Genomic DNA, 13,387 nt, shown 5'->3' with positions numbered 1-13,387 from the left:
AAATGACGTTGACCAATTTTTCAAAAAGGTTTACCATGAGTTTAGTAAAATTTTACTAACGAACTTTACTAAACGAAAAACGGAGGCTGCTCATGGAAAAGCAAGCGTTACTGGATGGATTCCAAAAAGTATTTCACCGCCCAGGAAAGGATATTTTCTTCTCTCCGGGACGAATTAACTTGATTGGTGAACACACCGATTACAATGATGGTTTGTCAATGCCTTGTGCAATTAGTTTGGGGACTTACGGGGTCTTTGCACCACGTGATGACGATAAAGTAGAACTGTATTCCGAAAATATTAAGGGTGAGATTGTTTCATTCCCCGTGACGGACCGTTATCCAATTGTGAAGGATTCGGAACAATGGGCCAATTATCCAAAGGGAATGCTCGCTTATTTACGGCATGAAGGCTACCTCATCGATAAAGGATTTAGCCTCTATATCTATGGTAATCTGCCATATGGTTCGGGACTATCATCATCGGCGTCGATCGAGATGCTGATGGGGGAAGTCTTAAAGGATGAATTCAATCTGCCAGTCAGCAATATTGAGCTCGCAAAGCTGGGGCAGCGGACAGAAAATGACTTTTTAGGTTTACGTTCCGGAATCATGGATCAGTTTGCTGTTCGGATGGGTAAGAAGGATCAAGCCGTTTTACTGAACAGCGCCACGTTGAGCTATCAGTATAAGTCAATGGATGATCCAAACTACACATTGGTAATTATGAGCACCAATAAAAAGCACTCATTAGCAAACTCGGCTTACAATGAGCGAGTCAAGCAAAGCCAGGAAGCATTGCATCTTTTGCAACAAAAGTTGGGGATTACCTCCCTTAGTGATCTCGACTTCAAGACCTTTGAAGCATATGACTACTTAATTAATGATGCGGTTTTGATTCGGCGGGTACGGCATGTTGTCACGGAAAATGAACGGACACGTGAGGCTACTAAGGCGATGCAGGTGAATGACATGGAACGTCTTGGGCGGCTGATTAATGCCTCCCACGTTTCATTAGCGTACGACTATGAAGTATCCAGTTTTGAGCTTGATACACTAGTAAACACTGCTTGGCAACTTCCGGGAGTAGCCGGTGCCCGGATGATCGGTGGTGGCTTTGCAGGAAGCGCCATTGCGCTAGTCAAGAAGGACCAAGTTGAAAACTTGAAACAGCAGGTTGGCGAAGAATACCGCAATAAAGTTGGTTATGATGCTAGTTTCTTTGACGTTGAAATTGTTGATGGACCACGGCAATTAAACTAAGGAGCGCGAATTAGAATGTTATTTGAAAAGTTTGCTAAACAAGCCGTTGCCAGTGGCCGGTTTGCACCGTTGGACCAGACTTATGTAATGAATAAGGTGCGAGCATTAGTTGGTGACGCGGACGTGGATGATGATCAACGGCCAGTGGTAGATCAATTAGTTAATCTAGCTGTTCAACGCAAGAAAATTGACAATGGACCAACCGCACGTGAAATTTTGAGTGATCAGTTATATGATTTGCTGACGCCGACGCCAGCAGTGGTGAACGCAACGTTTTGGAACAAGTATGTGGAATCACCACAGACAGCGACGAATTGGTTTTACCAACTGTGTACCACCAATAATTACGTCAAAGCTTCCGCAATTAAGCGCAATATTGAATTTACTAAGCGGGTGCAAGATGGCAATCAACTAGAAATCACCATCAATTTATCTAAGCCGGAAAAGGATCCAAAGGCAATTGCGGCGGCTGCCCATGCAAAGGGTAAGAAATATCCGCAGTGTGCATTATGTATGGAAAATGAAGGCTACTTAGGCCGCCTGGACCATGCTGCTCGGAGTAATCACCGGATTATTCGGATGATGATTGGCGGTAAGCGGTGGGGCTTCCAATACTCACCATATGCGTACTTTAATGAGCATTGTATCTTTTTGGATGCCAAACACGAACCGATGAAGATTAACCAGCAAACGCTGATTAATTTAGTAGAAATTGAAAAACAGTTGCCTCATTATTTCGTTGGTAGCAACGCAGATTTGCCAATCGTTGGTGGTTCGATGCTGGCCCACGAACATTATCAAGGCGGTAAACACGTCTTTCCAATGATGAAGGCTAAGCTTCGGCAATCAATTTCCTTTGCCGACTATCCAGATGTGACGGCGGGAATAGTTGACTGGCCGATGAGTGATTTGCGCTTAATTAGTAGCAATGAATTAGCGTTAATTAACTTAGGGACCCACATCATTAATAGTTGGGATCATTATAGTGATGAACAGCTACAGATTAAGGCATATGATGGTACTACTCGCCACCATACTGTGACGCCAATCATGCACCGTGACGGTGATCAGTTTGTGTTAGATTTGGTTTTACGGGATAATAATACTAGTGATCAATACCCACTCGGAATTTTCCATCCACATGAAGAGTTGTGGCACATTAAGAAGGAAAATATTGGCCTGATCGAAGTGATGGGACGGGCTATTTTACCAGCCCGGCTGAAGGATGAATTAGCAGAAGTCAAAAAATTCTGGCTTGGTCAGGATAACCAAATTGCAGCTAGCCACCTATCATGGGCGAAAGCTGTTCAGGCACGGCGGGAAATTACCGCTGCTAATGTTGATGAGGTACTTCAGGAAGAAGTGGCTCAAGTATTTTCTGACGTGCTAGCGGATGCTGGAGTCTTTAAGAATGATGACGCGGGTCGCGCAGGCTGGCAACGATTTATTGATCAACTATAACGGATCAGGAGGCTTTTTGTGGCAGTAACATTAAAGGATATTGCAGATCAAGCGGGGGTTTCTTTAGCGACGGTTTCACGGGTTCTCAACCATGATCCTAAACTATCGGTCAGCGAAACCACCAGGCGCAAGATTTTAACGATTGCGGAAAAGCTCTCGTACACTAAAAAACGTCACCAGCCCGCCAACCAACAGTCGACCGAGATTGGCATTGTTGAGTGGTACCCACAGGAAACGGAATTGCGGGATTTATACTATCTTAGTACCCGGATTAATGTAGAACGTGCTGCTCAGGAAGCGGGGCTCAAAACCGTGACCGTGTTTGCTGACCACTTGGACCAAATTCCCGCATCTTTGGCCGGAATTATTGCCATTGGTAAGTTTAGTCAACGCCAGCTTCAACAGTTACGGACGATTACGCATAATGTAGTTGTTCTCGACCATGATGAACTGGCCCACGGTTATGACTCAGTAATTCCGGATTTTCATGGCGGCGTCCGGCAGGCAGCTGAATTCTTAACCGCTCGATACGATCAGATTGCGATGATTGCGGGACAGGAAAAGACCCGGGACGGCGAAATTGTCTTTGATGATCGGCAGCAAGTGTTTGAAAGTGCGTTGCGTCAGCATGACCAATACAATAACAAGTTGTTTGTGACGGGCGATTACTCTGAACAAAGTGGCTATGATTTGATGAAGCAACTATTAGCAGGTTCACCACGACCAGATGCGGTTTTTGTGGCGAATGATGCAATGGCAGTTGGGGCATTGCGGTACTTACATGAAGCTAAAGTATCGGTACCGGAAGAAGTGGCGATAATGAGCTTCGGCGACACGACGTTAACCCACTATACGTATCCACCATTAACCGCCATTCGGGTTTCAATTGATGAAATGGCGGAGATGGCTGTCCAACAAGTCAAAATGCGGCGGGGGAGCGAAAGCTTTACCACCACGAGAGTTGTAGTGGGCACTAAGTTAGTCAAACGGGCATCAACAAAAAAATAGGCTGAGGATTTCCCCAGCCCTTTATTTAACAAATTAATGTAAGCGATAACATTACGAGGAGGGATTCAGATGCATGCACAGTTAGAATGGTTAGATGATCCGCGGGTCTTTCGGGTCAACCAAATGGCGGCCCATAGTGACCACGATTGGTACCAAGATTATCGACAGTTAGCCAATCAAAAAAGTGGTTTTTACCAATCATTAAATGGTCAGTGGCGGTTTGCCTTTGCTCAGACGCCACAGGATCAACCGCAAGATTTTATGCAGCCAGACTTTGATGACCATGATTGGGATTGGATTCAGGTTCCTAGCATGATCGAGTTGGTTGGTTATGCTCAAAACCAATACATTAATACTCTCTATTCTTGGGAAGGGCACCATTTCCGGCGCCCATCATTTACGAATGATCAGGGGATTGTTTCCGGGCAATTTTCGACAGCTGATGATAATTCGGTAGGTTGCTACCGCACTCACTTCGATTTACAACCAGGATTACGGGGCCATCACGTTCGGGTACAATTTGCTGGTGTTGAACGAGCCATGTATGTATGGCTAAACGGTGAATTTGTTGGTTATGCCGAGGATAGCTTTACCCCTAGTGAATTTGATTTAACACCATTTTTACGGGAAGAAAACAATGTGCTAGCGGTGGCCGTCTTTAAACACAGTACGGCGTCCTACCTGGAAGATCAGGATATGTTCCGCTTTTCAGGGATTTTTCGCAATGTAACCTTGCAGGCTATTCCCGATACTCATGTTGAGGATTTGCTGATTAAGCCAACCGTAAATGATGATTACACGTCCGGACAGTTATTGGTAAATCTCAAAATGACGGGATCCATGGCGGGGACGGTATCAATTACCGCCCAAGATCAGTCCGGACGGACAATCTTACGTACTGATCAAAGTGTGGCAGAAACCTTAACGATTGAATCGGGGACCATTTCAGAGGTTCATTTATGGGATAATCAGGATCCGTATCTTTATCGTCTGGAAATTGCGGTGTATGATCAAGCTGGCCAGTTATTAGAAGTCATTCCGTATCAGTTTGGGTTCCGCCGCGTCGAAATTGATCCAGACCATGTGCTCAAGCTGAATGGTCACCGTCTGATTATTAATGGCGTTAACCGTCATGAATGGAATTGTCGAACGGGCCGCTGCATTACGTTAGCAGATATGAAACAAGACATCGCAACGTTCCGAGAAAATAATATTAATGCGGTGCGAACTTGTCACTATTCTGATCAAATTCCGTGGTACTACCTTTGTGATCAAAATGGCATTTATATGATGGCAGAAAACAATCTGGAATCGCATGGGACTTGGCAAAAGATGGGTGCGGTAGAACCTTCATACAATGTTCCAGGATCAGTTCCAGAGTGGCGCGATGTTGTCTTAGACCGGGCACGGACAAACTATGAAACTTTTAAAAATCATCCAAGTATTCTTTTCTGGTCACTGGGAAATGAATCATACGCTGGAGACAATATTGCGGCGATGGAGCAATTTTATAAGCAACATGATGATACCCGACTGGTTCATTATGAAGGTGCTTGCCAAAATCCTGAATACCGGGATCGAATTTCTGATTTTGAAAGTCGGATGTACTTGCCACCAAAAGATGTGGAAGAATATTTGAAAAATAACCCTGATAAGCCGTTTATGGAATGTGAATATATGCACTCCATGGGCAATTCGGTTGGTGGAATGCAGGCTTATGTTGATTTGATCAAGAAATATCCAGTTTACTGCGGTGGCTTCATTTGGGACTTCATCGACCAAGCCATCCAAGTTACGGATCCGGTAACGGGACAGTTAGTAATGCGGTATGGCGGTGATTTTGATGATCGGCATACAGATGCCGACTTTTCCGGAGATGGTTTAATGTTTGCAAATCGGGTTCCTAAACCCGCAATGCAGGAGGTGAAATACTACTATGGCCAACTCAAATAAAATGCACGTAGTTTATGGTGATGGGGTACTCGGTTTACACGGGAATGGGTTTGAATACCTCTTTAGTTATGAACGGGGAAGCCTGGAATCATTGAAGATTAACAATCGCGAATGGCTGTATCGGCCAATTTACCCAACTTACTGGCGGGCAAGTACTAGTAATGATCTTGGTAATGGCTTTTCATACCATAGTGCGCAATGGCTCGGTGCAGATATGTTTCCTAAGTGCACGGCAATTGAACTGACGGTAGACGATCATTACTTCACTGAATTGCCAATTGCACCATTAAATAATCGTTTTACAGGGAATGAAACAGCAGAAAAGGTAATGGTCAAATTTACCTATTCAACCGCTACAACACCAGTTGCCCAAACAACTGTGACTTACGTTGTTTCAAGTAGTGGACGAATTCAAGTTAATGCCCATTATTACGGGGAAAAGGAACTTCCTGAACTCCCAACTTTCGGTGTGCGGATGATCATGCCAACGATGGCGACTGGCTTTACCTACAGCGGGCTATCGGGTGAGACCTATCCAGATCGGCTGGCTGGTGGTCAAGAGGGGACGTATCACATCGATGGCTTACCATTAACTCCATACCTGGTTCCACAGGAAATGGGGATGCACATGCGGACGAGTGCATTAAAAGTTACACGTGAAACAACGCAAAACAATACTGATCTACACCCACAACCATTTACGCTTAATTTTGTACAAACTAACCAGCCATTTAATTTCAGTTTATTGCCATATACGGCAGAAGAATTAGAATCCGCAACTCACATTGAAGAATTACCAGTTCCTCGTCGGACGGTCCTGGTGGTTGCTGGAGCCGTCCGTGGTGTCGGCGGGATTGATAGTTGGGGAGCTGACGTCGAAAAGGATGCTACCTTGCCAGCTGATACTGACTATGAGTTTAGTTTTGCAATTACACCATTCGATTAACTAAGGAATTTATTTTAAAACGGGAATGTCCAATTGCTGGACATTCCCGTTTTTATGTTGATAAATAAAACAATCAGTGGGTGAAGAATAATTAAGAATGATTTATAAATCTAGACGGTTTAATTTAGTGGGTGATTTTTGAGAAAGTAACATTAACCGGAAATAAGTGATTGATTTTGTAATTAATATTTTGCAACGATTTGTCCAGAAATCGAAAAAATGGTGATTTTTTATCGAATCATTGATAAATAGAACGCTGCAAATGGGTCATTTGTTATTATTCGATAAAAGCGGAAGAAAACGGCTACAATGGTTGTTGTCAAAGGGATACGGTTACTTATCAAAGAATTATTGATATAAAAAATCACATATTAATAATTTCCTTTGTGGCCCGGAAGGCCCTAGCCAATAGGGAATTAAAAGAATTATGAAATTTTTATGTTTGAAACTTGAACTATTAAACAATACCATAATGACTGTAAAGTAAATTACTAAATGGAGGTCATAAAATGTTATCAAGTAATAATCGAAATGAATATCTTCGTAAACAAGAACCGAAGAAACAACGTTTCGCAATTAAGAAGTTAACTGTTGGAGTTGCTTCTGTTTTAATCGGATTCACTTTTATGGGATTAAGTGCATCTGCTGATTCTACTACTAGTACCGCAACCACTTCAGTAGCACAACAAACTACTGTACCCAGTGATAAAAACAGTGCCATTTCTGATACAGACCAAGAGCAACCTGTAGGTCAACTAACGACTAACAATGATCAACAGAACGCAAATAAGGGTCAAGAAACAACTGATTCTGCTACCCCAAAGAAAGATGCTAATAATCAGCAAGTTACCCCACAACCAGCAACTAATCCGGTAACACCATCACAAGTTGATGCAAATAAGACCGCAACTATACAAAACTCACAGGATGTTTCTAGCTGGTCAGGTTTTGTGAATGCGTTGAATGATGCAAATGTTAAACAAATTAATTTAACTGGTGACATCACCGTTACAGGAAAGGTTGACGGTATTTCAACACCAAAGCCTGTTGCCGATAAGGGTTACCTTAACCTTAATCATAAGGGAATTGCTCGGAAAGTTGTCATCGAAGGTAATAGTCATTCATTAGATTTTGGTAAGTATTCACTCAAGTTCACCAACAATAACCAAACTAAGGAAAATCCAAATTGGGACATCACCTTTGATAACCTTAATATCAAGGCCGCTACTTTTGATGGTCACCAATACAGCCCGATTTACTTTGGGGCTGCTTGGGCTGGTGCTGGCGATAATGCTGCTGTAACTAAAGAAAACCAAAAGAATATTAAGGTTACTTTCAATAATGTAAATGCGGATGTAACTGATCGACCAATTATTAGCGGCTTTATGACCAACTGGATGGGAGCAGCTGATATTAGCGGTGAAGCTTACACCTTAGTTCTCAAAGGTAACAATAATTTAACCAGTAACGGATATACCGGTGGCACTACCCCTGGTGATGCCGGAGATGCTATTACAGCCGGAAATGTCATCGTTGAAAATGGGACGACGACCGTTAACATGATCAGAACATCATCATACAACTTGCAATATGGTGGCGCGGCAATTCGGACTTCCCAACCAGATGCAGCCGATTCTTATTCCTTAGACGTTAAGCAAGGGGCTACCTTAAATGTTAATGGTGGTAAGGATGTTAAGGGGATTGTTACTGCTAACGCCACAACTGGTACTGTAAATATTGATGGTACGGTTAATATGAATATGGGTACTGGTCACTCCATCGCCGTGCTTGCTGGTAACCTAAACGTTGGCAAGACCGGTGATCTGGAAGTTCAAACCCAGCAACTTCAAAATACTGATAAATCGATTGCCAACTTTAATAGTGGTCAGTACGGTGTCCTTTCTATCGGTGTTGGTTACCCAGCTAACTTAACTAACCAAGATGCTAATACAATTAATGATAATGGTATTATCAAGATTGTTCGGACTGCTACCGGTGAAACAGTGAGTCCAATTATTTCAATGGGTTCTGGTTCTGCTGGACTATTAAAGGGTGACTTTACCGTTAACGTTAACCAAGGAGCAACCTTAGACTTACAAGATTCAGCTAGTCAGACCGGTTTAGGAATGATTGCTGTTTGTGGTTCGAGTGTTAAATCATTTGTTAACTTTACCAACCCTGGTTACGTAAACTTGCAAAGATTGAACGCTTTACCAAAGAATGGTGGAGACTTAATTTATCTTGAAGGTCAACCTAATGGGGTTGCAATTGTTCAATCACCAATTGCTCAATGGGACGAAGCTAACATGACCAATTCACCAAGCTTTACCTGGATTGTTAATAATGTTAGTTCAATGAACAACTGGGGAACAAATGCAAGTTCAGGCTTTGCAGCTGCTGAACAAACTGCTCCAGAAAACAAAAAGGGTCAACTTAAGTTCTTGCACTCAAATGGTACCGTATCAATGGCACCTTCACAATCAGGCTTGAACTCATACCAATATAATGGTGGCCAAAAGGTAAATAAAGATTCTGATCAGGGAATTATTGTTCAAGGGACAGCTCCTGATGGTTCTAACTATTAAGAACCATACTTAGTTCAATTCTTGAATAACTTTAACTACTGGACTCCTCAACGGCTAGCAATGGGTACTAAGTTACTTAATACTCCTGACGTTACTGTTAAGGATAGTGACAAGTATCAACCTGAAACCCAAACTATTAATGGTAAAACCAATCAAACATTAGCTGACTTGAATGCTGCTGATGGTATTAAAGATTACATCGAAAGTGACGGTTCAACTAGCAAGGTCGTTCCTGATCTTAAGACAACTGTAACTTGGTATGATCCTTCTACCGATGCAACTGAATGGGCTAACTTAATGGGAGATGAACCTGCTCCAACTAACCCAACTGGGAACTTGAAGACTACTGATGAGTCAGCTTGGGCTAAGGTAACCTATGAAGATGGCAGCGTTGATTTTGTAAACATTCCATTAAAGATTACGCAAGCAACGCAGGCAACTGATGCTGATACTTACCAACCTGCTTACGATCCAATGAACGTCAAGCAAGGTGAATCTAAGACTGAGGATCCTACTTACACTACTAAGCAGGATGGTACCATTACGATCAACCCAGATAGTAAGGCTCCAGAAGGTACCAAGTACTCAATTGCTGATCCAAGTCAAGTTCCATTTGCCACTGTTGATCCATCTACAGGTAAGTTAACGATTTCGCCAACTAAGGATAACAGTAAGACTGGTTTAACTACTGTTCCAGTTACTGTAACTTACCCAGATAAGTCAACTGACACGGTTAACGTTCCAGTTTACATTGGGGATGCTACTCATACCGGTACAATCACTACTGAACCAGTAGATCCTTCAGATCCGAATGGCCCAAAGAAAGCAACTGGTGCTTATGAAGTTGTAACTGATCCCGCAGCAGTAAAGGCTCATGAGACCTCAGTTAACAGCATGGACCCAGCTAAGATGGCTAATAATGCAGTTTCAGCAATTAACCATTACACTATTAATTCAGATGGTACTGTTTCAAGCAAGGTTGATTCAATTAGTAAGTCAACCGCTAAGATTGCTTGGAAGGGCACAGCTCCTACTACGGTGGTCAATACTCCAACTGCAAGTGAAAACTTAACTGGTACTGTTTCAGTAACTGTTGACGGTACAACTGTTGATAGCAATGAAATGACGATTGATGCTCCAGGGGCAACTGCCAAGGACGTCACTACTCCAGTTAGCGTAGCTGAAGGTAAAGAATTAACTCCAGCTCAAGCTAAAGAATTGGTTGATACGACTAACTTAGACAAGGCTGGCATTAAGTACACTGCAACTTGGGCAACTGCTCCTAAGGCTGGAGATACGAGTGCAACTATTAGACTGACATTTACTGATAAGGATGCACAAGGCAACCTCACTTACTTAGATGTTCCAACTAAGGACGGTTCAATTGAAGTTGTTCCTGAAGGTGAATACGCCCCAAGTTATAAGCCAGTTTCTGTTGAACCAGGTAAAACTGCAACTGATCCAGTTGTTTCTGACACCAAGACTCCAGAAGGGACGACCTTTACTAAGGGTGCCGGTGACAATGTTCCAACTTGGGCAACTGTAGATCCTTCAACTGGTACAATCACCTTGAAGCCAGGCACTGATGTTACTCCGGGTCACTATGAAGTCCCAGTAACAGTTACAGTTCCTGGTGAATCAGCTCAAACCATTACAGCACCAGTTACTGTTACTGGAATGGATCATGAGCATAATACCTGGTATGGGAACCAATCATCAATTAGCTTTACCACACCAACTGTTTCAGTTCACCGGACTACCGATGGTTATGAAATTCCAGTGGAAGAAGCTCGCTACACTACTATCGAATACCAATATGATTGGCTAGGTGGTAATAATTATGGCCACAAGGTAACCTACACTCTTCAGGGTGGCAAGTACGTTGGTGACAATGGTAAGAGCTTCGATGCAAGTTCTATCCAAATTAGTTGGGTTCCAGCGGGTAATGGTGTCTTAACGCCAAACACTAACTGGAAGGTAACTACTGATGACACTGGTTCGATCTTATACGATCAAGCACAAGCACCCGATTCACCAGAACAAACTACTGATGGAGAAAGCTTACCAGGAAACTCACACTGGCGCATGAATTATAAGCTAGGTGACTTACGTCAATACATTGGTCTCGGTAATAGCAGTAGCTGGTCAAACGTCTACTTTAACTTCTACGGTGCAACTACTGGCAAGACCTTAACCTTCAAGCAGGGTCAAGACATTTCGAACTTAACGCAAGATCAATATCGTGACTTAATTAACGTAACTGATCTTGGGAAGAATGGTTGGAATGGTCAAAACATCAATCCAAATGCACCGCAAGTTTTAGCCTATACACCAGGTACTGATAGCGCAAAGACGTTTACGATGATTTGGACACCAAATGGCCAACCTTCGACTAAGAATATTGCAAATGGTGTTGGCGGTACTGTAAGAATCAGCTTTAACGATGGTACTTACCTTGATGTCAAGGCTAATATTAATGTTGTTAAGGATTCTGACTCTGGTAAGACTGATCAAGATAAGACCGAATTTAGTCAAAAGATTGTTTACACTTACAACGGTAAGGAAGTAGCCACTACAAGCATTGATAATATCAAGAAGGGGTCAGATGTTTCAGCAGGAACGCTAAAGAATGCAATTGATACTAACGTTCCATCTGATTACACCATTCAAACTGGCTACAAGTATCCAGCAGGTTTGACTAATGTAACTGCTACTCCAGCAACGATTGAAGTTCCATTGACTTTGAAGTCGGGTGAAACCTTTGCATTAACTGGCAAGATTGTTTACCAAACTGCTGATGGTAAGACAGTTGCTGATGGTTCACAAATTAAGACCCATAAAGGTGACACGTTAACTGCCGCATTGCTTCATGACTTAGCTGATCAAAATCTTCCTAAGAACTACGAAATTGTAACTTACCCAGGCTCATTCAAAGCAAGTGAAAATAATTTCACGATTCCTGTTATTGTTAAGCAGAGTTCAACCCAGGTTAAATACGATCCAACTAACAATGACATGAACAAGGATGTCGTTCGGACGATTACCATTTACAAGACTGATGGTAAAACTCAAACAATCACCCAAGACGTTCACTTTGTACGTGGCGGTGAAGGTCAAGTTGCCGAAACGATTAGTCCTGACAGCAAGAATGTTACTTGGACCCCATGGACAGTTGCTACTAAGGACGGTAACACTTGGAAGTCCAATGGTGCTAAGGCAACCACTGGTGCTTGGGAGGAATACGATGTTGAACAAGTAGATGGCTACACTTCAACTGTTGACGGCAAGGGTGCTACTAAGGTTGCGGCTAATAACAACATCACAGCTGACACTCCTAATGCCAATGTCACAGTTGCTTACACCAAGACCAACCCTGATGACCACAACATTGACCCAACCAACCCAGGTGAAAATAGCGACATGTTCACTCACCCAACTCGGACGATCAATGTAACTGATCCAACCACTGGTGCAATTAACACTACTAAGCAAACGGTTTGGTTCGGTCGTGAAAAGACGGTTTCAACGAATCCTAATGCTTATGGTCAAGGTAAAAATACTAAGTACGGTGACTGGCAATTAGGTAAGGTTGTCGATGGTCACTTTGTAATCGACGTCGACGCTAATAGTGCTTGGCCTGAATTTGATGCGCCAACCTTTGATGGCTACACTCCTAGCCAAGCTAAGGTTGATACTCAAACAGTTGAAGCTACTACTGGCGACACTGAAGTAAACATTACCTACACCAAGACCGATAATGGTAACCATGATAATGGCGGCAACACCACGCTAACACCAACACCAACTCCAGGTGATAATGGTGACCACAACAACGGCAACGGAAATGGCATTGCTAACAACAACGCTAATAATAACAAGCATGCATTACCACAAACTGGTAATGACCAATCCGCAGCAGTTGCTGGATTAGGACTTGCTGGATTGACAACCATGCTTAGCCTTGCTGGTCTGAAGAAACGTAAAAACGATTAACAAATTGCTTGATAACTACTCCCAATATTTAATTTTCTGACTGGCAAAGGAAAACAAGACTGGGGAAAAACTTCCAGTCAAGTTAAAAAGCCGGACGATGAAGGCACTAGGTCCCGTCAAGTATACAGGTTAAATAGATAAAATTTTAGGCGGCTTGATTGCGGAATTGTTCCGCGGTC

Annotated in this window: 7 protein-coding genes; all 7 read left to right on the top strand. The window is 42.8% G+C overall.

Going from position 1 to position 13,387, the window contains the following annotated elements; all coding sequences use genetic code 11:
• Window positions 1-92: 92 nt before the first annotated feature.
• The 7 genes from AC1EKL_RS05220 to AC1EKL_RS05190 all read left to right on the top strand — a co-directional run bounded on the left by AC1EKL_RS05220 (window position 93) and on the right by AC1EKL_RS05190 (window position 13,208).
• The gene (locus AC1EKL_RS05220) at window positions 93-1,262 is read left to right on the top strand and encodes a galactokinase (RefSeq protein WP_464465758.1); all 1,170 of its coding nucleotides are present in this window, start codon (window positions 93-95) and stop codon (window positions 1,260-1,262) included.
• A gap of 15 nt (window positions 1,263-1,277) precedes the next feature.
• The gene (locus AC1EKL_RS05215) at window positions 1,278-2,723 is read left to right on the top strand and encodes a UDP-glucose--hexose-1-phosphate uridylyltransferase (RefSeq protein WP_480188756.1); all 1,446 of its coding nucleotides are present in this window, start codon (window positions 1,278-1,280) and stop codon (window positions 2,721-2,723) included.
• A gap of 18 nt (window positions 2,724-2,741) precedes the next feature.
• Entirely contained in the window at window positions 2,742-3,731 is a 990-nt protein-coding gene (locus AC1EKL_RS05210; protein WP_480188755.1) for a LacI family DNA-binding transcriptional regulator, read from the top strand.
• Window positions 3,732-3,800: 69 nt separating this feature from the next.
• Window positions 3,801-5,684, top strand: coding sequence for a glycoside hydrolase family 2 protein (locus AC1EKL_RS05205; RefSeq protein WP_480190232.1), 1,884 nt, complete (start codon window positions 3,801-3,803; stop codon window positions 5,682-5,684).
• Window positions 5,668-6,630, top strand: a complete 963-nt coding sequence (locus tag AC1EKL_RS05200; RefSeq protein ID WP_480188753.1) for a beta-galactosidase small subunit — start codon at window positions 5,668-5,670, stop codon at window positions 6,628-6,630. Before AC1EKL_RS05205 ends, AC1EKL_RS05200 begins: the two co-directional genes overlap by 17 nt.
• Before the next feature lie 509 nt (window positions 6,631-7,139).
• Entirely contained in the window at window positions 7,140-9,215 is a 2,076-nt protein-coding gene (locus AC1EKL_RS05195; RefSeq protein WP_480188752.1) for a pectate lyase-like adhesive domain-containing protein, read from the top strand.
• Window positions 9,216-9,236: 21 nt separating this feature from the next.
• Entirely contained in the window at window positions 9,237-13,208 is a 3,972-nt protein-coding gene (locus AC1EKL_RS05190; protein ID WP_480190231.1) for a Rib/alpha-like domain-containing protein, read from the top strand.
• Window positions 13,209-13,387 lie beyond the last annotated feature (179 nt).

The sequence above is a fragment of the Limosilactobacillus sp. C0001E2 genome (assembly GCF_056590915.1).
The sequence above is the reverse complement of the archived record's forward strand: the minus strand, read 5'-3'. Positions and strand labels throughout refer to the sequence as shown.

What these genes read in the sequence shown, in the direction of transcription:
- AC1EKL_RS05220 (WP_464465758.1), top strand. Translation starts at nt 93, where the DNA reads ATGGAAAAGCAAGCGTTACTGGATGGATTCCAAAAAGTATTTCACCGC.
- AC1EKL_RS05215 (WP_480188756.1), top strand. Translation starts at nt 1,278, where the DNA reads ATGTTATTTGAAAAGTTTGCTAAACAAGCCGTTGCCAGTGGCCGGTTT.
- AC1EKL_RS05205 (WP_480190232.1), top strand. Translation starts at nt 3,801, where the DNA reads ATGCATGCACAGTTAGAATGGTTAGATGATCCGCGGGTCTTTCGGGTC.
- AC1EKL_RS05200 (WP_480188753.1), top strand. Translation starts at nt 5,668, where the DNA reads ATGGCCAACTCAAATAAAATGCACGTAGTTTATGGTGATGGGGTACTC.
- AC1EKL_RS05195 (WP_480188752.1), top strand. Translation starts at nt 7,140, where the DNA reads ATGTTATCAAGTAATAATCGAAATGAATATCTTCGTAAACAAGAACCG.